Below are 20790 nucleotides of genomic sequence, written 5' to 3'. Positions count from 1 at the left end.
ATGCTGCGATGCACAATAATTGCCGGTCACGCTCCGGAGCTTCCGCATGGCCACCGCACCGGCGCTGCCGCCGCAGCGCACCCGCACGCTGATCCTGTTCGCGCTGGCGATGGGCGGGTTCGCGATCGGCACCAGCGAGTTCGCGATGATGGGCCTGATGCCGGAACTGATCCGCGGCTTCGGCGTGGACGCGCCCGCGGTCGGGCACATGATCAGTGCCTACGCGGTCGGCGTCGTCGTCGGTGCGCCATTGCTGGCGATTCTCGGCGCGCGCATTCCGCGCCGGCCGCTGCTGCTTGCGCTGATGGCTTTCTATGCGCTCGGTAACCTGGCCAGCGCGCTCGCGCCCAACTATTCCGCGATGCTGGTCGCGCGCTTCGTTGCCGGCCTGCCGCACGGCGCCTATTTCGGCGTGGCGATGCTGGTGGCCGCCTCGATCAGCCCGGCCGCGCAACGCGGCACTGCGATGGCGCGCGTGCTGCTGGGTCTGTCGATCGCGATCCTCGTCGGCAATCCGCTGGCGACGTGGCTGGGCCAGCACTTCAGCTGGCGCTGGACCTTCGGCCTTGTTACCGCGCTGTCGGTGCTGACCGTGGCCCTGGTGGCGCGTTTCCTCGCGCCCGATCCGGACGAGCGCCCGCAGACGCCGATGCGTGAACTGCGCGCGTTCAACACGCCCCAGGTCTGGTATGCGCTGCTGATCGGCGCGGTCGGGTTCGCCGGCATGTTCTGCGTCTTCAGTTACGTCACCGAAACGCTGGTGCAGGTCACCGGCGTGGCGGAGTCGTGGGTGCCGGTCGCGCTGGCCGCGTTCGGCGTCGGCGCGATCCTGGGCAACATCGCCGGCGGCTGGCTGGTCGACCGTCTCGCGTTCCGCGCGGTGCCGGTGACGCTGGGCTGGTCGCTGCTGGTGCTGCTCAGCTTCCCGCTGGCCGCGCATGCGCCGTGGTCGATCCTGCTGTCGCTGGTCGCGGTCGGCACGATGGGCGCACTGGCGCCGGTGCTGCAGACGCGCCTGATGGATGTCGCCGGCGATGCGCAGACGCTGGCCGCCGCCTCGAACCACGCCGCGTTCAACGCCGCGAACGCGCTCGGCCCGTGGCTGGGCGGCATGGCGATCGCCGCCGGATTCGCGCCGACCTCCACCGGCGTCGTCGGCGCCGTGACCGCCGCCGCGGGTCTGGCGATCTATCTGCTCGCGCGTCGCGCCGAACGGCGTCGTCGCGACGTCTCGCCCAGCGCCTGCTGAGGCCGCGCGCCGCGGCGCCTTCACACCCGTTGGTCGCGGCGCTGCCGACACTGCGCGCGAATCCACATGCGGAGTGCGACATGGCATCGCGAAGCACCAAGGGCGCGAAGGACGCGCAGATGATCGCGAAACTCATCGAGGACATCGACATCACGATGTTCACCACCGTCGGTCCGGACGGCTATCTGGTCAGTCGCCCGCTGTCGACGCAGAAGGCGCAGTTCGACGGCTCGCGTGTGTGGTTCTTCGTCGCGTCCGACAGCCCGAAGGTCGCCGAGATCGCGCGCAACTCCAAGGTCAACCTCGCCTACGCATCCAAGGGCCGCAACACCTACGTCTCGATGACCGGCGATGCCATGGTCAACGAAGACCCGGTGAAGATCGAGGCGTTCTGGAACGATGCGCTCAAGGCCTACTTCCCGCGCGGCGTCAACGACCCCAAGCTGACGCTGATCGAGGTCGAGGTGCGTACCGCCGAATACTGGGACGGCCCGGGCTCGCTGATCGGCAAGGCGATCGCCTTCGCGGTGGCGCGCGTGACCAAGCGCGAAGAGGTGATGGGCGAGAACCGCATCGTCGACCTGCGCGGCGACCGCAAGACCTCGCGCCTGCCGCCGTCGCATGCCGACGCACGCGGCGGCGCGAAGCGCACGGCGAAGAAGTCCACGGCGACGAAGTCGGCGAAGACGACCGCGAAGAAGGCCGCGCCAGCCAGGAAGACGGCGACCACGACGAAGAAGGCTGCAACCCAGCGCACCGCCGCGACCGGCAAGCGCGCGGTCAAGAAGACCACCGCGCGCGGCTGACCCAAGCGCAACGCGGCGCAGGCAGAACGTGCCGCGGCCCGATGGCCGCGGCACACTATGTGGCCCGATCCACGAGCAGCGCCATGTCCGCCCGCGACCACGACTTCGACCCCGACGACAACTTCGCCTTCGGCGCGGCCGACGACGAGGGGGACGACAGCGAGCACGAAGGCGACATCGAAGTGCTGGCCTGGCAGTGGCTGCTGCGCATCAACCCCGGCGACGAAGAGTCCGCCGTGCAGCAGTTCCAGGCCTTCCGCGAGACGCTCGGGGACGACGACGCGCCCGAGTCGGTGCAGGCGGCGCTGGAGGCCGCGACCGACTGGCGTTCGAGTTTCCGTATCGCTGAAGACGAGCGCACGACGCTGATCGACGCGTTGACGACGCTGTCCGAGCGTTTTCGCGTCGAGATCAACTGGGACGTCGAAGATCCGACCGACGACGACGCGCTGGCGGGCGCCTCGACCAGTGCGCTGCTCGAAGCGGCCTACGACCAACTGCGCGTCGCCGGTTACACGCTGTGGACCTGGGACACCGGCGACGACACGGTCGCGGGCGTCATCGCGCCGCGCGACGATGACGAGGGCATGCGGGTCATCGGCCATGGCCTCGGATTCGACCTGCGGCCCGGCCCCGGCTGACCGTTCGTCGTCCCGTCCGGCTGAACGCGCGAACTGAACATTTCGTTCGCGCATTCCCTGCTACGTTTCGCGCGTCCGTCTCCGCATGGGAGGGTGCGATGGACATCCGGGCCGTTTCGACCGCATGTGGCTGCGCGTTGGCGCTGGTCGCCGCCTGCGCTTCGCCTGCACGCGCGAGCGGACCGCACGCCGGTGCCGAGTCGCCGGGCGAAGTCGCGCAGCAGACCGCGCATCAGCCGTGGCTGCAGCCCATCGAGGAAACACGGCCGCTGCGGCGCATGTCGGCGCTCAAGCACGAGTACCGGCGGATCCGTGAACTCCGCCGTGCACAGATGCAGCCCGAGTACGAGCGCCGCATGGCGTCGTCCGGCGCCGAAGCGGCCGATGCGTGGCGCGACGACACGCTGCGCCACATCGCCAAGCGCGACCTGCGCGACCTGCGGGCGCGACTGGACCGCTGACGGTTCGCACGTCGCGTGTATGCCGTCGCCTGACGGCGATGCTCAACCCTTGACCGGTGCCGAGGTGTTGGCCGCGCCGGCTTCGGCGATCGCCGCATCGGCGTCCGCCTCGTCTTCTGCATCCGGCTCGAGGCCCGCATCCGCGTCGTTCTCCCCGGGCGACAGCGCCAGTTCGACCAGGATCGGAAAGTGATCCGAGCCCACGTCGCCCAGCCGCTGCATGTGCACCAGGGTGAAGTGGTGGCTGTGGAACAGATGGTCGAGCGGCCACCGCAGCCCGGGCAGCTTCGTGTGGAAGGTGTTGTACATGCCGCGGCCGATGCGCGGGTCGAGCAGGCCGCTGAGCTTTCGGAACAGCCGCGTGGTGCGTGACCACGCCACGTCGTTGAGATCGCCTGCGACGATCACCGGCAGGGTCGCCGATTCCGCCGCACGCCCCACCACCACCAGTTCGGCATCACGTTCGGCGGAGCTGTCAGCCTCGGTGGGACTGGGCGGGCGCGGATGTAGTGCGTGCAGCACGATGCGGCGGCCGCCATCGAGTTCCAACGTCGCGTGCACGGACGGAATGTCGTCCTGGACCAGATAGCGGATTTCCGTGTCGTGCAGGGGCAGGCGCGAGTAGACGTGCATGCCGTAGAGGTTGTCGAGCGGGCAGCGCACCGCGTGCGGCAGCACGTCCAGCAAGGTATCCAGACGCGATTCCCACCAAGCATCGGTCTCGACCGCGATCAGCACGTCCGGTTGCTGCGTGCGCACCTGTGCGATCAGCAGGTCGGCGTTGCGATTGGTCGTCAGCACGTTGCTGGCCAGCAGGCGGATGCGCGCCTGCGCATCGGCCGGCGCGTCCTCGACTTCGACGCGCGCCAGCCGGGTATAGGGAATGATCCACCACGCCTGCCAGAGCATGCAGGCAGCGTTGACGCCGACGATCGCGGTGGTCCACGGGTCGTCGATCGGATTGACCACCAGTTGCACGACCAGCAGCAGCGCCGAGAGGACCACCAGCTGCAGACGCGGAAAATCGAAGCCGCGGATCCACCACGCACCGCTGCGGATCGTGGGCAGCAGCGTCGCAATGGCGAGCAGGCCGGTCGCCGCTGCGAAGATCAGGGTCTGCATCGTGGCGTCGTGAACCGAGGAAGCCGAACTATGAACACGCGCGCGCTGGCAGCGTGTGAACGCAGCGCGCCACGCGTCGTTCACTGGCCGCCGGGTGCCGTGGCTGCGACCATGCAGCCCCGCCGGCACGCTGCCGGCGGCGTCTGCGACAGGAAACACGCCGCATGTCCGTCCGTCCCCGCATCGACCCGTTCACCCTCCTGCTGCTCGCGACCGTCGCGCTGGCGTCGCTGCTGCCGGTGCAGGGGCGCGCAGCCGCGGTGCTGGACATCGTCACCAACGTGGCGATCGCGGCCCTGTTCTTCCTGCACGGCGCACGCCTGTCGCGCGAGGCCATCGTCGCCGGTGCGCTGCACTGGCGCCTGCACCTCACCATCCTTGCGTGCACGTTCGCGCTGTTTCCGCTGCTGGGGCTGCTGGGCAAGCCGCTGTCGGGCTGGCTGCTGACGCCCGAGCTCTACGTCGGTCTGCTGTTCCTGTGCACGCTGCCGTCGACCGTGCAGTCGTCGATCGCGTTCACCTCGATAGCGGGCGGCAACGTGCCGGCGGCGGTCTGCAGCGCGTCGCTGTCGAGCCTGATCGGCGTCGCCCTGACGCCGTTGCTGATGGGCCTGCTGGTCGGCAGCACGGAGGGCGCGATGGCGCATCCGGTCACTGCGATCGGCAAGATCATGCTGCTGTTGCTGCTGCCCTTCGTTGTCGGGCATCTGCTGCGGCCGTGGGTCGGCGGCTGGGTCACGCGTCGGCGCGCAGTGCTGCGCTGGACCGATCAGGGCACGATCCTGCTGGTGGTCTACACCGCCTTCAGCGCATCGGTGGTCGAAGGGCTGTGGCGCGAGACGCCGGTGTGGACGCTCGTCGCCGTGGCGGTGGCCTGCGCGGTGCTGCTGGCGATCGCGATGCTGCTGATCGCCTGGATCGCACGCCGCCTCGGATTCAACCGCGCCGACGAGATCGCGATCGTGTTCTGCGGGTCGAAGAAGAGTCTGGCTACCGGGCTGCCGATGGCCAAGGTGATGTTCGCCAGTGGCGGCCTCGGCGCGATCGTGCTGCCGGTGATGCTGTACCACCAGATCCAGCTGATCGTCTGCGCGGTGGTCGCGCGGCGGTATGCGCAAGGCACGGCGGACGCGGCTGCGCGATAAGTCGCTTCTGCTTGAAGTCTTCCCCCGCGCGCGGGGGAGGGTTGGGTGGGGCGAACGATCAGATCGAGGAAGAAACCGGCACGAGCGTGAGGTTTCGTGCCTGATGGAACGTCAGCTCGGACGCACGATCTGCCCCCATCCCAATCTTCGACCCGTGAAGGGCCCGATGCTCCGCACGCGGGGGAAAGGGCCGTCTTCAGCGGTTCAACGCGCCCATGCCGGCTTCCGGATAGCGCGTCCCGGCCGCCGCATCCGGCGGGAAGATCGCATCGATGCGCGCCAGGTCGTCCTCGGTCAGGTGGATGTCCAGCGCGCCGATGTTCTCGTCGAGGAAACCGATGCGCTTGGTGCCCGGAATCGGCACCAGGTCCTCGCCCTGTGCCAGCACCCAGGCCAGCGCGAGCTGGCCGGGCGTGACGTTGTAGTCCTGCGCGATCGCCTGCACCTGCTCGACCAGCGCGAGATTGCGGTCGAAGTTGGCGCCCTGGAAGCGCGGCGAATGGCGGCGGTAATCGTCGTCGTCGAAATCCTCGACGGTGCGGATCGTGCCGGTCAGAAACCCGCGGCCCAGCGGCGAATAGGGCACGAAGCCGACACCGAGTTCGCGGCAGGCGGTGAGCGTGCCTGTGGTCTCGGGGTCGCGCGACCACAGCGAGTATTCGCTCTGCAGCGCGGCGATCGTGTGCACCTTGGCGGCGCGGCGCAGCGTCTCGGCCGAGGCTTCGGACAGGCCCAGATGGCGCACCTTGCCCTGCTCGACCAGACGCGCCATCGCGCCGACCGTGTCTTCGATCGGCACATTGGGATCGACGCGGTGCTGGTAGTACAGGTCGATGGTGTCGACCTTCAGCCGGCGCAGCGAGGCTTCGCAGGCCTGCTGCACGTATTCCGGACGGCCGTTGATGCCGCGCGCCTGCGGGTCCGACGGGTCGAGCTGGATGCCGAACTTGGTGGCGAGGAACACGTCGTCGCGGCGTCCGTCGATCGCGCGTCCGACCAGTTCCTCGTTCGTGTGCGGGCCGTACATGTCGGCGGTGTCGAGCAGGGTGATGCCCTGATCGAGCGCGTGGTGGATCACGGCGATCGCGTCGGCATCGCTGCCGCGGCCGCCGTAGAACGCGCTCATGCCCATGCAGCCGAGGCCGAGGGCCGACACGGTGGGGCCGCCGAGGCCGAGGGTGCGGGTCTTCATCGCGATGCTCCGTGGTGAATGCGAGCGGTCACTGTGCAGGCCGGACCGGCAAGCCCGTGTCGAGATCGCCGCGGGCCACCGATTCGGCGCCCGGCGACTGCGTGTCGCCATGCGCCACCGGCGCGACCGTGTGCGAGGCCGCGCGCCGCGCATCGCCGTCGGTGACCTCGTTGCGCACGCGCGGCAGCGCCTTGGGGTGATGGGCATCGAGGAAGGCCAGCATCGCCTCGCGCACCGCGCAGCGCAGATCGAACAGCTCGCCGGAATTCCGCGCGCTGACCAGCAGGCGCACCTCGATGGTGTGCTTGTCGGTTTCGGTGACCTGGGTGACGCACACACGTCTGTCCCAACGCGGGTCGGCTTCGCAGATGCGCTGCAGCTCCTCGCGGATCACCGGTATCGGCGCGCGATGGTCCAGCCACAGGAACACCGTGCCCAGCAGTTGCGCGGTCTGGCGCGTCCAGTTCTGGAACGGGTTGGAAATGAACCACTGCAGCGGCACCACCAGTCGACGCTCGTCCCAGACGCGCACGACCACGTAGGTCGAGGTGATCTCCTCGATGCGGCCCCACTCGCCTTCGACGATCACCACGTCGTCGAGGCGGATCGGCTGCGCGAGCGCGATCTGCAGGCCGGCGATGAGATTGCCGAACACCGGCTGCGCGGCGACGCCGGCGATCAGGCCGATGATGCCCGCCGATGCGAGCAGCGCCGCGCCGACCTGGCGCACCTGCGGAAAGGTCATCAACGCCAGCGACACGCCGATCAGCACCACGCCGGCCTGGATCACGCGGCTGATCACGCGCGTCTGCGTCTGCACGCGCCGCGCGGTGAGATTGTCTTCGACGTCGACCGGATGCTCGCGCAGGATCCGGTCCTCCACCGCACCCACCGCGCGTGCCAGCAGCCAGGTCAGGCACAACATGCCGCCGATCGCGATCCAGTGCCGCAGCTGGCCGAGCAGCACCGGATCGAGCGGCGTCGCATTCAAGGCGACCGCGAGAAACAGCAGGGGCAGCGCGACCGCGGCCGGCACCGCGACGACCTGCGCGATGCGTGCACGCAGATGCTCCCGCGCGTGTCGGCTGGCGGCACGGGCGAGTTTGCGCAGACTCCAGTGCACCACCAGGCCGAGCAGCAGGGCGACGAGCACGGGCCACGCGATCGCGGCGAAGCGGGTCCAATCCGAAGTCATGGCGATACCGGCGACGGCGGGCCAGCTTGCGAGCGCGCGGGTCCACACGTCGTCAATCCGGGCGGGAAATCGGAAGTGACGTCGCGGCAACGCGCGGGACGCATGATCCCAGCGGCGTCCGGTTCTTCAGCGCAACCAAGCCGCCGCGATCGCGATCAACACCAGCACGATCGAGGCGATCACGCCGGCGCGGCGCAGATGGCGATGCATCACGGCTGGCATCCTCCACTGCTCATACGAGATCGAAACGCTCCGAGTAGAGCCGGTCGGCGGTGACGCCGCGCGCGATCAGGGCCGGTTCGACCGCATTGGCGAGCGCGTCCGGTCCGCAGACGTAGACCGGCAACGACGCGAGCTCGGGCAGGTGCCGGTCGAGCAGATCGCCATCGATGTGGCCGGTCTCGCCGTCCCAGTCGTCCGGCGCGTCTTCGAGCACGTGGATCACCGTCAACGGCAATTCCTTCGACAGCGCATCGAGCGCGTCGCGATACAGCACGTCGTCCCAGGCCGGATTGCCGTAGATCAGCCACATCGGCGCAGTCGCGCCACCGTCGCGCGCGGTACGCAGCATGCTCAGGATCGGCGTGATGCCGACGCCGCCGGCGATGAAGACCGCGCCCTGCGGGCAGGCATCGGGCAGATACACGAACTCGCCGTACGGCCCTTCGACGAACGCGCGTGTGCCGACCGGAATCGCGCCGATGCGCGCGGTGAAATCGCCCAGCGGCTTGATCGTGAACTCCAGCGTGGACGACTCGGCGCTCGAGCTGATCGAGAAGGGGTGCTGCTGCACACGCCACGGCGTATCGCCGATGGTGATCCACGCGTACTGGCCGGGGCGGAAGCGCAGGCCGTCGTGGCCCGCAGGCGAGAGCCGCAATACGTGGCTGCCGTCGCGCGCGGTCTCGACCGACTGCACCGTCCACGGCCGGCGCGCCAGCCCGCGCGGCCGCAGCACGCGGTTCTCGATCACCGCGTACAGCGAGGCGCCGACCGCCATCGTCAGCGCGAGCTTCTTCCACAGCGGGCCGGTGTAGTGGTCGACCATCAGCGCGTGGCCCAGGCCGATCGTCACCACCAGCAGCGCGAGCGCGCCGTGCAGCAGGCGCCAGTGCTCGTACTGCAGGCCGAACGACAGCCGCCACAGCGAAGTGGTCGCCAGCCACGTGACCGCGAGCAGCACCGTCCACAGCGGCGTCGCCCGCAGCCAGTCCTCGCGCGGGTCGAGATAGTCGAGAAACCGCGCATCGCCCAGGAACATCGTCAACGGATGCGCCAGCACCAGGCCCCATCCCAGCAGACCAGTCTGGCGATGGAACTGCAGTACATCGTCCTGGCCGAGTCCGCGCGCGAACCAGCGTTGCCGGCCCGAGGTCAGCGCCTGCGCGGACAGCACGCCCAGACCCAGCAGGCCGAGCATCGCGCCGGTCTCGACGATGCGGTCGCGCACCGCCGGCGGGTCACCGGCCAGCGCGATGCACATCGGCAGCAGGGCCAGCGCCATCCAGACCAGCAACCAGCCGAGCAGTCGCCGCCAGCGGGTGTTCACGCCGCCGCCCGCTGCACGCCGCGCAGCCAGACGACCGCCAGCCACAGGCCGACCGCGAGATAGGGCAACCCGCCCGGCACCCACATCAGCAGGCCGGCGAGTTGCTGGTCGGCGAGCGCGTCGAGGCCGGCGAGCAGTGCGCGGTCGGTGTAGGCGGGGTAGAGCAGCCGCGGCGAGAACGTCAGCAGTGCGCCGAGAAATCCCATCAGCATCATCGCCGTGACCAGCGCGACGAGGGCGCCGGCGATCGCGCCATCGCGCGTCTGCAGCCGCGCCAGCACCGCGCTCCAGAACCACAGGCCGGCCAGCAGCACACTGGCGAGCATCAGACGATGCACGGGTTCGCTGACGAGCGCGGCGGACGTCGCCGCCGGCAGGTGCCAGGCCCACAGCACGACCACGTGCACCAGCGTCGCCAGGCCGAGCGGCGCCTCCAGGCGTCGCATCGACGTTGCCGCGTATCGTTCGACCGTCGCGCGCGGACGCGCCGGCACGCAGCCCGCCAGCAGCCGGGCGGGCCGCGCGATCACGAGCAGCGGTGGTGCCAGCGCCAGCAGCAGCATGTGCTGGGCCACATGCGCCGACAGCGCATAGGCGGCCCAGGCATCGAAGGGCCACAGCACCGCCAGCGCGAGCGCGACGAGGCCGGCGACACCGGCGATCCCGTGCAGGAACGGCGGCCGCGTGCGCCAGATGCCCACGGTGTACATCGCCACCACGGCCGCCAGCGGCAGCAGCGTCCGGAGCGAAAGCGACCAGGCCTGCGCGAGCGGCGGCGGCGGACCGTCCGGCGTCACCGCCGCGGCGGGCGCCGCGGCCAGCAGCAGCGCGAAGCCGGCCGCAGCCGATGCGTGGAGGACGGAGCGCGACATGGATCGACCGTAGCAGCCGCGCGCTGCAGCGCGCGTCGAGGCCACAAGGATTTGATGCGCGCCTGCGTACCCTGCACGCCGGTATCGATTTCCGGAGCGCCGGTGTACTTCTGGCTCAAGGTCCTGCACATCCTGGCGATGACGGTCTGGTTCACCGGCCTGTTCTTCCTGCCGCGCCTGTTCGTCGCCCGCAACCGCCGCGAGATCGATGCCGATCCGGAGTTCTGGAATCCGGTCACCAACACCCTGTTCTTCCGGATCATGACCCCGGCCGCCCTGCTGACGATCACCTTCGGCGGCATCCTGATCGCCTGGAATCCGACCGGCGCATGGCTCGTGCTCAAGCTCGTCGTCGTCGCGATGGCGGTGCTGCTGCATCTGTACTACGGGCTGCTGCTGTACGAACTGGGTCACGACCGCTGCAAGCACGGCGCGACCTTCTTCCGTGTCATCGGCTGGGTGCCATTGGTGCTGCTGCTGGTGATCGCCGGGCTCACCGGCGCCAAGCCGCAGACGCTTGGGGATCTGCCGGCACCGCCCGCGCGAACGGTGGACGCCGAAGATCTGGTGCCGGGACTCGGCGACGACGCGACGCCCTGAAATCCGCAGCGACGGACGCGCGCTATTCGGCCGGCGGCTTGCGCTCCGCGTCGCGTCCGCTGGCGGCATCGGTTTCCTCGTCGCCGTAGACGCCGATACCGTGGCGAAAGCTCAGGGTCCCGCCCAGCCAGCCGGCCACCATCACCAGCAGTGCCATCGTCGCCGACGACACTAGGCCCCAGGGCCACACCGCCTCGGCATGACCCGGCAGGCGCAGCCACACGCCGAGTGCGGCCATCGCCAGCACCATCACCGCGACGATGAAGTGGTTCCAGGCCGAGACGTGCCGACGCACGACGCGGATCGACATCATGTCGATCGTGCCGACGATGCCGGCCAGCACGCCGAAACCCAGACCGCCGACGTTGAGCCAGAACGAGAGTTCCGCCCAGAACGTCGCGCCCAGCCACAGGTACAGCACGTCGGTGACCACCACCATCGACAGGAAAGCGATGGGAAAGGTCACCAGCATCGGATGGATCGGGTGCTTGGCGATCGCCAGCACGCTTTCCACCGTGTGGCTTTGCGTGCGGGGAACGGGTTGCTTGAGGCTCTTGCGCATCGGGGGTCCGGATCAGGCGCAGGTCGGCAGCAGCGCGACCGGCACGGCGGTGAAGACGACGCCGATCGTGGCGATCAACGCACACAGGGCGGCCAGTGCATGCAGAAAGCGCTGGCGCACCGTGTCGGCGCGGCCGTCGGGGTCGGCACGCAACGCGCGCCACGCGCGATACGCGGGAATGGCGCTGGCGACGATCGCGACCAGCGCCACGGCGGTCAGGCCCCACAGCACCCAGGTCATCGCTTCCAGTCCCGCCCACGGCGTCCGCCACAACGCGCGTGCGCAGGCCAGGCCCTGCAGGCTGTAGATCGCGACGAAATGCAGCGCCCAGACCGCCAGCGGCAGCGACAGACGCAGCAGCCCGGGCGTGCGGACCAGGCTCATGCGAACCTCGGGAACAGATGCAGCACCGCCCATGCGATCGCGCCCTGCGCGACCACGTAGCGCCAGAAGCCGGTCGCGATGCGGGTCTCCAGCGGTCGATCCGCGTCGACATGGCCGCGCGCGATGCGCAGCGCGACGAAGCCGCCGATCAGCGCGGCCACCGCCACGTGCAGGGCATGGAAGCCGGCCAGCGTCCACACCACCGAGCCGTAGGCGTGCCGCTGCGGCGCGCCGACCGCCTCGGCGATCGTCGGCAACTGCAGCGCGAGGAACCCCAGTCCGGCGACGACGGCGAGCACGTGCCAGCCGATCGCGCGCTGCGCGTGGCCGGCGCGCACCGCGACCGATGCGCGCCACGCGGCGATGCCGGCAAGCAGCAGCGCGGCCAGTGCAGCCGCAGCCGGGGCGAGCGCGGTGAACGTGGCGCCACCGGCCGGCCAGGCGGGCGCATGCAGCCACAGGTAGAAGTACGCGTAGACCAGCGATGCGAACAGCGAGCCGTCGATCAGCAACGTGCCGACCAGCGCCCACCAGCCCGGCGCATTCTTCGCCGCGGCCTGCGTCGGCAGCCACAAGCCCGGCTTCACTTCGATCCGCAGCGGCGCATCACGGCCGTTGACGGTCCACAGCCAGCGCAGGAACAGGCCGATCAGCGGCAGCAGCATCAGCACCGACAGCCAGTACTGCGAGGTGATGAAGCCGGCCAGCAGCACTGCGATGCACAGTGCGCACAGCAGAGGGAACCAGGTCGAGTTCGACAGGCGGATCGCCTGCTCGGGCTGCGCCGACTGGATCGACGTGCCGAGAATCCAGCGCCAGCCGCCGTGCGCGTCGGCGAGCAGGCCGTCGGTGCGGCGCGTCGCGGCGACGAGGTCGGGATCGCGCCACAGCGGATTGCGATCGGACACCTCGGGAAGCGACGCGAAGTTGTACTTCGGCGCCGGGTGCGGCAGCGCCCATTCCAGCGTCGGCGCCTGCCACGGATTCTCGCTGTTGCGTCGGCCGAGCACGAAGCACAGCGCCACGTCGACGAGGATGGCGATGATGCCGACCGCGAGCACGAACCCCGCCGCCGTCGACACCAGGTTGAGCCAGTGCACGCCGAGCTCCATCGCGTAGCTCTCCACGCGGCGCGGCATGCCGACCAGGCCGGTGATGTGCATCGGCAGGAAGGTCAGGTTGAAGCCGATGAACACCAGCCAGAACGCGCTGCGGCTCAGCGATTCGGACGGCATGCGCCCGCTCGCCAGCGGCAGCCAGTAGTACAGCCCGGCGAACATCGGGAACATCATCCCGCCGATCAGCACGTAGTGCAGGTGGGCGACGACGAAGTGCGTGTCGTGGGCCTGCCAGTCGAACGGCACGAAGGCCAGCATCACGCCGGTCAGGCCGCCACAGACGAAGGTGATGAAAAAACCGATGATGTGCAGCATCGGCACGCGCAGCCACGGCTTGCCGGCCCACAGCGTGGCGATCCACGCGAACACCTGGATGCCGGTCGGAATCGCCACGGCCATGCTGGCCGCACTGAAGAACGCGAGCGCCAGCAGCGGAATGCCGACCGCGAACATGTGGTGCACCCACAGGCCGAAGCTCAGGAAACCCGTCGCGATCAGCGCCAGCACGATCCAGGTGTAGCCCACGATCGGACGGCGCGCGAAGGTCGGCACCAGCGTCGACACCACGCCGGCCGCGGGCAGGAAGATGATGTAGACCTCGGGATGGCCGAACAGCCAGAACAGGTGCTGCCACAGCAGCGGGTCGCCGCCGCGCGCGACCTCGAAGAACGCGAAGTCGAACGCGCGCTGGATCTCCAGCAGCAGGCTGGCGAGGATCAGCGGCGGAAAGCCGAACGCGATCATGAAGGCCGTGACCAGGATCGCCCACGCGAACAGCGGCATGCGGGTCAGGTCCATGCCCGGCGCGCGGGTGATCAGGATCGCCACGATCAGTTCCACCGCCGCCGTCACGGCCGCGATCTCGGCGAAGGTCACGCCGATCAGCCAGAAGTCGGCGCCCTTGCCCGGCGAATACGTCGAATCGGTCAGCGGCGTGTACATGAACCAGCCGCCGTCGGGCACGCTGCCGAAGATGAAACTCGAATACAGGAACAGGCCGCCGAACAGGTAGCACCACCAGCCGAACGCCGACAGGCGCGGGAACGGCAGATCGCGCGTGCCGAGCATCTTCGGGATGAGGTACATCGCGAAGCCTTCCATGATCGGCACCGCGAACAGGAACATCATCGTCGTGCCGTGCATGGTCACGAACTGCGCGTAGCGCTCGGGGTCGAGCACGTTCAATCCGGGCCACGCCAGCTGCAGGCGGATGAACATCGACAGCATGCCGCCGACCAGCAGAAAGCAAAGGCCGGTGACGATGAAGCGCAATGCGATCGTCGTGTGGTTGACCGCGGTCAACTGCCCGACGAGGCCGCGTCCGTTGGCCCAGATGCGTTCTAGCGCGGCGATGCGGTCCGTATGGCGCAGGTGGTCGCCCGGCGTGGGAATCGTGTGGTCGGGCCGCAGGTCGCTCACAGCACGTTCTCCGAGGCGCCGTGGCGCGGCGGCGCGCGTCCGGCAGGCGCGCCGGGGCCGGGCGGTTCATCGGCCGGCGCGGCAGGACGATCGGCCAGCCAGCCGGCGATCGCGCCGGCGTCCATCACGATCACCGGAAACAGCATCCGGGCATGTTGCAGCCCGCAGAATTCCGCGCACTGCCCCCGCATCGGCGTGCGCTGTTCGGCGCGCAGGCGCAGGGTGTTCACGCGGCCGGGAATCGCATCCATCTTGCCGCCCAGGCGCGGGATCCAGAAGCTGTGGATCACGTCCTCGCTGGTGATGCGGTACTCGACCATCGCGCCCAGCGGCACGGCCAGTTCATCGACGCTCTCGCCGATCACCTGTCCATCCGCATCGCGATAGCGGAAATGCCATTGCCACTGGCGCGCGGTGACGTCGACGACCGCGTCGGGCTCGACGCCGACGCCGGTCACGCGCGCGCTGGTCAGGCTGCCGTAGACCAGCAGGGCGGCCAGCACGACGGTGGGAAACGCAACGCCGCCCCACAGGATCAGCCGGTCCGGCCGCCGCAGGCGCGCATCGGCATCACGGCGCGCCAGCGCACGCCACAACAGCACCAGCACCAGCGCCCAGACCGCGGTGAAGGCCGAGACCATGAGCCACCAGCCGCGCGCGATTTCGGCCGCGGCCGGGCCGGCAGGATCGAGTGCGGACTGGGGGCCCGTGCAGGCGGACAGCAACGCGCCGGCGAGCGCGACGACGGACAGGACGCTGGCGCGTCGTGGGATTCGGAACTGGGTGTCGATGCTGGCCGCCCTGCAGAGCACGTGTCGCGGGCCGCCGGTCGACAGGCCCGCGGAGACCCTATCGACGCGGGCGGCCACGTAACGTGAATACGACGATCACACGCCGGCATGACCTGGGTGACGCACGGCACGCGTCACCTTCGTTCACGCGCGTGCGGCCTCGTGCGTGGAAGCTCGGGCAGTCTCAGAAGCTGAGACGCTTCCACGGCAAGGTAGGCGCGTGAACCTGACCGACAAACTCGCGATCCTCGCCGACGCCGCCAAGTACGACGCCTCCTGCGCGTCGAGCGGTGCGAACAGGCGCGACTCGTCGAAGACCGGCGGCATCGGCAGCACCGAGGGCATGGGCATCTGCCATTCCTACACGCCCGACGGGCGCTGCGTGTCGCTGCTGAAGATCCTGCTGACCAACTTCTGCATCTTCGACTGCGCCTATTGCGTCAATCGCGTATCGAGCAATGTGCGCCGCGCGCGCTTCACGCCCGAAGAGGTCGTGACGCTGACGCTGGATTTCTACAAGCGCAACTACATCGAAGGTCTGTTCCTCTCCAGCGGCATCATCCGCAGCGGCGACTACACGATGGAGCAGATGGTCGAGGTCGCGCGCAGCCTGCGCGAGGACCATCGTTTCGCCGGCTACATCCATCTCAAGACGATTCCCGATGCCGCGCCGGAACTGCTGGCCGCCGCCGGGCGCTACGCCGACCGCCTGAGCATCAACATCGAACTGCCGACCGAGGCCGGCATGTCGGCGCTGGCGCCGGAGAAGACCCACGCCGGCATCCATGGCGCGATGGGCGAACTCAAGTGGCGCATCGACGAGGACAAGGACGCGCGCCGGGTGAAGCGCCAGGCGGTGACCGTGCGCCGCGCCAAGGCGCCGCGGTTCGCGCCGGCCGGGCAGAGCACGCAGATGATCGTCGGCGCCGATGCCGCCAACGACCGCAGCATCCTGGAAACCAGCAACCGCATGTACGGTACCTACCGGATGCGGCGCGTGTACTACTCGGCCTTCAGTCCGATTCCCGATGCGTCCAAGAATCTGCCGCTGCAGTCGCCACCGCTGCTGCGCGAGCACCGGCTCTACCAAGCCGACTGGCTGCTGCGCTTCTACGGCTTCGATGTCGAGGAGATCGCACCCGATCCGGTGACCGATGCTGCCGACACCACGGCCGGCATGCTCGATCTCGACGTCGATCCCAAGCTGGCCTGGGCGCTGCGCAACCCGACGCGCTTTCCCGTCGACATCAACCGCGCGCCGCGCGAGATGCTCCTGCGCGTGCCCGGCCTGGGCACGCGCAATGTCGAACGCATCATCGCCGCGCGACCGCATGGCGCCTTGCGGCTGGACGATCTCGCCCGCCTGCGCGTGCCGCTGAAGAAGATCATGCCGTTCGTGATCACGCCCGGACACCACCCGCGCCAGCGCCTCGACGACACCGCGCGCCTGCGCACCGAACTCGCCCCGCAGCCGCGGCAGGCGAGTCTGTTCTGATCGAGATGCCGGGTCGTCTCGGGATCGCGAGGGATGAATCTCTCGCCGTTGACCGCCTGGTGAGTGCGGTGTTCCGGTCGAGCCTCGATGCGCCGCGGTCTGCCCCTTCCCCCGCGTGCGGGGGAAGGCTGGGATGGGGGCGAACCGTGGGTGCCAGGAAGAATGCATCGAGCGCGTACTTGCCTCGGCAGCCGCACGAGTCGAATGAGCCTTTGATCGGACCGTTTGCCCCCACCCAACCCTCCCCCGCGGGGCGGGGGAGGGCTCATTCTGATGGCGGCGGACAGGTCGAAGAACGCCCGGCGATCAGCGCGCTGCGTAGAAGCGCATGAATCGCCAACTTTCGACGTCGCGCATCTCCGCCCAAGTCGATCCGCCCTGGGACACCGCCGCGTGGCGCAGCGCCGCGCGCGCGGCGCTGTGTGCGGGCCTCGCGCCCGAAGACCTCGACTGGACCGGCGGCGCGCAGGGCTCGCTGCTCGGGGGCAGCGATCTGTCGACGCTGCCGGCCACGCGCAGCGCGCCGCGGGTGCCGGCCGAATTCCTGACGCTCGCCGACGCGGTGCTCTGCCATCGCGCCGAGGACCGGCACGGCCTGCTGTACCGCATGCTCTGGCGCATCGCGCAGGGCGAGCGCGCGCTGTTGCTGCGCGCGGCCGATCCGGACGTGCATCGCGCCCGCACGATGGCGCAGGCGGTCAAGCGCGACAGCCACAAGATGAAGGCGTTCGTGCGCTTCCGCGAAGTGCCCGGCGACACCGACCGCTACATCGCCTGGTTCGAGCCGGACCAGTACATCGTCGATCGCGTCGCGCCGTTCTTCGCGCGGCGCTTCGCCGGCATGCGCTGGGCCATCGTGACCCCCTACCGCAGCGCGATCTGGGATGGCGAAGCCCTGGCCTTCGCCGGCGGCGGCACGCGCGCCGATGCGCCGGCCGAGGATGCGCGCGAGGATCTGTGGCGCACCTACTACGCCAACATCTTCAATCCGGCGCGGCTCAACACCACGATGATGCGCACCGAGATGCCGCAGAAGTACTGGAAGCATCTGCCCGAAACCGCGCTGCTGCCCGATCTGGTCCGTGATGCCGGCCTGCGCGTGCGCGAGATGGCCGAGCGCGAACATCAGGCGCCGCGCCGCCGCATTCCCGCAGCGCCTGCGCCGGCTCCGGTCGTCGCGGGCACGCTCGACGCGCTGCGCGAATCGGCGCGCGACTGTCGCCGCTGTCCGCTGTGGCAGCCGGCGACGCAGACGGTGTTCGGCGAGGGACCGGCGACGGCGCGCACGATGATCGTCGGCGAGCAGCCCGGCGACGAGGAGGATCTGTCGGGTCGGCCGTTCGTGGGCCCCGCGGGGCGTCTGTTCTCGCGCGCACTCGAGGAGCTCGGCATCCCGCGCGACACGCTGTACCTGACCAATGCGGTCAAGCATTTCCGCTTCGAACCGCGCGGCAAGCGCCGCCTGCACAAGCGTCCCGACGTGGCCCACATCGAAGCCTGCAACGGCTGGCTGCGCGCCGAGATCGCGCAGGTGCAGCCCGAGCGCATCGTGTGTCTGGGCGCGAGCGCCGCGCGCGCGGTCTTCGGGCCGGGCGTGCGGCTGACCGAAGAGCGCGGCATCTGGCGCACGCGCGAGGACGGCGTGCGTGCGTTCGCGACCGTGCATCCCTCCTGGGTGCTGCGCCAGGGCGATCAAGAGGCGCAGGCACAGGCCTACGCCGGCTTCGTGGACGACCTGCGTCTGCTGCTCGCGGCCTGAACCCGTTCAGCCGCGCAATCCGCGTCGCCGCCGCCTTCGCGCGGCTTCGATGAACGCACCGGAATGCATCGACGTGCCTGTTCACCCCGACTTCGCGCGGTCGTCCCAAGACTCGCCCCACCCCAACCGCAGGAGCGTTGCCATGAAGCAGACGATCGCCCTCCGTGGCCTGGTGCTGGCGCTGTCGCTGGCCGCCGGTGCCGCCGTCGCCCAGGACGCCATGACCAGCACCCAGGTCCGCGCCGCGTTGACCGAAGGTGGCTATACCGACATCCACGACGTCGAGTTCAAGGACGGCGTGTGGAAGGCCGACGTCACCGACGCCAACGGCAACAAGATCGACGTGCGCCTCGACCCGGCCACCGGCCGCGTGTATCCCGAGACCGCCGGTGCCACCAGTCTCGGCGAGGCCGACATCCGCGCCAAGCTGACCGCCGCCGGCTTCACCCGTATTGAAGACGTGGAGTTCGACGACGGCATGTGGAAGGCCGAGGCCGATACGAAGGAAGGCCAGCGCGTCGACCTCAAGCTCGACCCGCAGGACGGCCGCATCGTCAGCCAGTCGCGCGACTGATCGAAGCGTCACCCGCTGCAACGAAGAACGCCCGGCGCAGGCCGGGCGTTCTTCGTATGCGGTTCGTATGCGGACCTCAGTCCTTGCGCAGGTGCTCGGGGATCGGCACATCCAGCGGCATGTCGTCGCGCACGCAGTTCGCCGCGTCCTTGGGCGCATCGGCATGGGTCTCGACGCAGCGCGCGGCGATCATCGCCCAGCGCGAGACGGCATCCTCGCGCGACGACAGCGCAGCGGTGGCGTTCATCCAGCGCGCGATCTCCACCAGCTTCGCGCGTTCGTCCAGCGACGACACCGCATCGATCGCGGCCGTGCTGACGATCCAGCTGTGGGCGAACGCGGCGACCGTCCGTTCCGATGCGGCGTCCGGCGTTGCGAGGCCCTGCGGACCGTCGATCAGCGCCTGCAGCGCGATCGCCTCGCGGGCCTTCAGATCGCCGGCCGACCCGATGCTCGTGCGCAACAGCACGGTCGTGGCGATCGCGCCGATGAAGATGCCGAACATCAGCACGAACACCGCGCCGATCAGCAGCGGGCCGCGCGGCCGTCGCGAGCCGAGGTCGTCATCGAGGGGGTGGCTCACATCCTGGCTCCGGTGCCGGCCCGTGCGGGCGGCGGCATAGGCTAGCGCAGCGCGTGCGCCACGACGTGCCCGCGGGTGCGACCGATCAGCGCAGCCAGCCCGCCAGCTCCTCGCGGCTCAGGCGGCCGTCGCGGTTGCTGTCGATGGCATTGAACTCGGCGTCGAGCGTGGGATGCGCCTTGGCCTCGGCGCGACTGACGAAGCCGTCGCCGTCGACATCCAGCGCCGCGAAATCGACACGGTAGGCTTCGGAACGCGCCGAGCGCGGCTCGTAGGACCGGATGATCACCTGCTGGCCGTCTTCGCGATCGTAGGTCACCACGCCGGTCTGGCGTCCGGCCTGCGACGACAGCGCGGGCGCATCGTCGACCTGCTGCAGGGGCGCGGTGGTGACCTGCGCTGCGGCGGGGACGGCAACGGCGGCGAGCGCGCAGAGCGCGATGGCACGGACGGATCGGAACATGGCGTCACCCCCTGTGATGTGGGCGCACAGCCTCGCAAGCCCCGCCCGCACGGCGCGTGAACACGCCGGCCCTCAGCGATGGCGCAGGCGCAGCAGCACGGTCTGGATCGCCAGCACCACGCCGATCGCGATCGCCACCCAGGCCGAGGTCACCGCGCCGGCCAGCGGCCAGTCGGTCTGCTTGAACCAGACCGCAAACAGGCCCCAGCAGGCGATCGCCAGATACGCGATGTTGCCGCGCATGCGCCAGTTGAGCGTCAGCAGCACCACCGCCGAGATCGCCCACAGCACCAGGCTCCAGCCGAGCATGCGGCCGGTCGGCAGCAGGCCGTGGGCGACGATGGTCTGGGCGAGGTTGAGGAACGCGGCCAGCGACAGCCAGCCGGCGTGGATCGACAGGGCCAGCCACGCCAGCCGGTGTCGCGACGCGGCGCCCGGGCGCGAGAGCTGCACCGCGCACCAGGCCAGCGACGCCAGCGCGCCGAAGATCACCACCACGCAGGCCCAGAACAGGCCCGCCGAGAACAGCGGCATCCAGATCGCGGTGAGGAAGAAGCCGAGCGCCGCAACCGGCGCGATGCGTCCCAGCAGCGGATCGGCGCGGCGCGTGCCGGTGGCCTGCCAGACGGCGTAGAGCAGATCGAGCAGGAAGATCAGGCCCCAGACGGAGAACGCGTAGCCGGCGGCGACGAGCAGCGTGGGATAGCGGTCGGAGATCGTGCCCTGGTCCGGGCCGAACACGCCGGTCTGCGACAGCCAGGCGATCACCGGCATCGCGATGGCGCACAACAGGACAAGCAGACGCATGGC

20 protein-coding genes and 1 pseudogene are annotated in these 20790 nt (G+C 69.6%); 9 read left to right on the top strand and 12 right to left on the bottom strand.

Annotated features, from left to right (window positions below):
• Window positions 1-46 precede the first annotated feature (46 nt).
• The 4 genes and pseudogenes from E2F49_RS14445 to E2F49_RS14430 all read left to right on the top strand — a co-directional run bounded on the left by E2F49_RS14445 (window position 47) and on the right by E2F49_RS14430 (window position 3157).
• Window positions 47-1249 carry an MFS transporter gene (locus tag E2F49_RS14445; protein ID WP_133394533.1) on the top strand — a complete coding sequence of 401 codons (1203 nt, stop codon included), beginning with the start codon at window positions 47-49 and terminating at the stop codon, window positions 1247-1249.
• A gap of 80 nt (window positions 1250-1329) precedes the next feature.
• A pseudogene (locus E2F49_RS14440) lies at window positions 1330-1836 on the top strand (pyridoxamine 5'-phosphate oxidase family protein); the annotation flags it as partial.
• Between the two features lie 302 nt (window positions 1837-2138).
• The gene (locus tag E2F49_RS14435; RefSeq protein WP_133394532.1) at window positions 2139-2696 is read left to right on the top strand and encodes a DUF6630 family protein; all 558 of its coding nucleotides are present in this window, start codon (window positions 2139-2141) and stop codon (window positions 2694-2696) included.
• A 98-nt stretch (window positions 2697-2794) separates the two neighbouring features.
• A complete protein-coding gene (locus E2F49_RS14430) occupies window positions 2795-3157 on the top strand; it encodes a hypothetical protein (protein WP_133394531.1) in 363 nt (120 codons plus the stop codon).
• A gap of 42 nt (window positions 3158-3199) precedes the next feature.
• Here E2F49_RS14430 and E2F49_RS14425 read toward each other — a convergent pair whose 3' ends face one another.
• A complete protein-coding gene (locus tag E2F49_RS14425) occupies window positions 3200-4279 on the bottom strand; it encodes an endonuclease/exonuclease/phosphatase family protein (RefSeq protein WP_133394530.1) in 1080 nt (359 codons plus the stop codon).
• 164 nt (window positions 4280-4443) lie between these two features.
• Between E2F49_RS14425 and E2F49_RS14420 the strand changes: the two genes are divergently transcribed.
• Window positions 4444-5424: a bile acid:sodium symporter family protein gene (locus tag E2F49_RS14420; protein WP_133394529.1), complete on the top strand. Its 981-nt coding sequence runs from the start codon at window positions 4444-4446 to the stop codon at window positions 5422-5424.
• Window positions 5425-5620: 196 nt separating this feature from the next.
• Here the strand turns inward: E2F49_RS14420 and E2F49_RS14415 are convergent, their stop codons facing one another.
• The 4 genes from E2F49_RS14415 to E2F49_RS14400 form a co-directional block, all read right to left on the bottom strand.
• Window positions 5621-6616, bottom strand: coding sequence for an aldo/keto reductase (locus tag E2F49_RS14415; RefSeq protein ID WP_133394528.1), 996 nt, complete (start codon window positions 6614-6616; stop codon window positions 5621-5623).
• A 28-nt stretch (window positions 6617-6644) separates the two neighbouring features.
• Window positions 6645-7811: a mechanosensitive ion channel family protein gene (locus E2F49_RS14410; protein WP_133394527.1), complete on the bottom strand. Its 1167-nt coding sequence runs from the start codon at window positions 7809-7811 to the stop codon at window positions 6645-6647.
• A 232-nt stretch (window positions 7812-8043) separates the two neighbouring features.
• Window positions 8044-9360: a ferredoxin reductase family protein gene (locus E2F49_RS14405; RefSeq protein WP_208004909.1), complete on the bottom strand. Its 1317-nt coding sequence runs from the start codon at window positions 9358-9360 to the stop codon at window positions 8044-8046.
• On the bottom strand, window positions 9357-10232 hold the full coding sequence (locus tag E2F49_RS14400; protein WP_133394526.1) for a cytochrome c oxidase assembly protein: 876 nt from the start codon (window positions 10230-10232) through the stop codon (window positions 9357-9359). The genes E2F49_RS14405 and E2F49_RS14400 overlap by 4 nt, the downstream gene beginning before the upstream one ends.
• A 102-nt stretch (window positions 10233-10334) precedes the next feature.
• Between E2F49_RS14400 and E2F49_RS14395 the strand changes: the two genes are divergently transcribed.
• Window positions 10335-10832: a CopD family protein gene (locus tag E2F49_RS14395; RefSeq protein ID WP_243713617.1), complete on the top strand. Its 498-nt coding sequence runs from the start codon at window positions 10335-10337 to the stop codon at window positions 10830-10832.
• A gap of 22 nt (window positions 10833-10854) precedes the next feature.
• On the opposite strand, the gene E2F49_RS14390 is transcribed toward E2F49_RS14395, so the two are convergent.
• The 4 genes from E2F49_RS14390 to E2F49_RS14375 are packed head-to-tail and all read right to left on the bottom strand — an operon-like array spanning window position 10855 to window position 15184.
• A complete protein-coding gene (locus E2F49_RS14390) occupies window positions 10855-11394 on the bottom strand; it encodes a DUF2231 domain-containing protein (RefSeq protein ID WP_133394524.1) in 540 nt (179 codons plus the stop codon).
• 12 nt (window positions 11395-11406) lie between these two features.
• Window positions 11407-11778 (bottom strand): hypothetical protein, encoded by a 372-nt coding sequence (locus E2F49_RS14385; RefSeq protein WP_133394523.1) that lies wholly within the window; start codon window positions 11776-11778, stop codon window positions 11407-11409.
• Window positions 11775-14315, bottom strand: a complete 2541-nt coding sequence (gene ctaD, locus E2F49_RS14380) for a cytochrome c oxidase subunit I (protein ID WP_133394522.1) — start codon at window positions 14313-14315, stop codon at window positions 11775-11777. Before ctaD ends, E2F49_RS14385 begins: the two co-directional genes overlap by 4 nt.
• Window positions 14312-15184: a cytochrome c oxidase subunit II gene (locus E2F49_RS14375; protein ID WP_133394521.1), complete on the bottom strand. Its 873-nt coding sequence runs from the start codon at window positions 15182-15184 to the stop codon at window positions 14312-14314. The genes ctaD and E2F49_RS14375 overlap by 4 nt, the downstream gene beginning before the upstream one ends.
• A gap of 142 nt (window positions 15185-15326) precedes the next feature.
• Here E2F49_RS14375 and E2F49_RS14370 point away from each other — a divergent pair, with 142 nt between their 5' ends.
• The 3 genes from E2F49_RS14370 (at window position 15327) to E2F49_RS14360 (ending at window position 18934) form a co-directional block, all read left to right on the top strand.
• Window positions 15327-16601, top strand: a complete 1275-nt coding sequence (locus E2F49_RS14370) for a putative DNA modification/repair radical SAM protein (protein WP_133394520.1) — start codon at window positions 15327-15329, stop codon at window positions 16599-16601.
• Window positions 16602-16929: 328 nt separating this feature from the next.
• Window positions 16930-18360 (top strand): UdgX family uracil-DNA binding protein, encoded by a 1431-nt coding sequence (locus E2F49_RS14365; protein ID WP_133394519.1) that lies wholly within the window; start codon window positions 16930-16932, stop codon window positions 18358-18360.
• Between the two features lie 142 nt (window positions 18361-18502).
• Window positions 18503-18934, top strand: coding sequence for a PepSY domain-containing protein (locus E2F49_RS14360; protein WP_133394518.1), 432 nt, complete (start codon window positions 18503-18505; stop codon window positions 18932-18934).
• 76 nt (window positions 18935-19010) lie between these two features.
• Here the strand turns inward: E2F49_RS14360 and E2F49_RS14355 are convergent, their stop codons facing one another.
• The 3 genes from E2F49_RS14355 to E2F49_RS14345 form a co-directional block, all read right to left on the bottom strand.
• Complete coding sequence (locus E2F49_RS14355; protein ID WP_133394517.1) at window positions 19011-19517, bottom strand: hypothetical protein; 507 nt, start codon at window positions 19515-19517, stop codon at window positions 19011-19013.
• A gap of 85 nt (window positions 19518-19602) precedes the next feature.
• Window positions 19603-19980 carry an EF-hand domain-containing protein gene (locus E2F49_RS14350; RefSeq protein ID WP_133394516.1) on the bottom strand — a complete coding sequence of 126 codons (378 nt, stop codon included), beginning with the start codon at window positions 19978-19980 and terminating at the stop codon, window positions 19603-19605.
• A 72-nt stretch (window positions 19981-20052) separates the two neighbouring features.
• Window positions 20053-20787, bottom strand: a complete 735-nt coding sequence (locus E2F49_RS14345; RefSeq protein WP_133394515.1) for a hypothetical protein — start codon at window positions 20785-20787, stop codon at window positions 20053-20055.
• Window positions 20788-20790: the final 3 nt, after the last annotated feature.

It is taken from the genome of Luteimonas terrae, from assembly GCF_004358165.1.
GTDB lineage: Bacteria > Pseudomonadota > Gammaproteobacteria > Xanthomonadales > Xanthomonadaceae > Luteimonas > Luteimonas terrae.
Note: the sequence above shows the minus strand (reverse complement) of the source record. Positions and strands in the feature narration are given on the sequence as shown.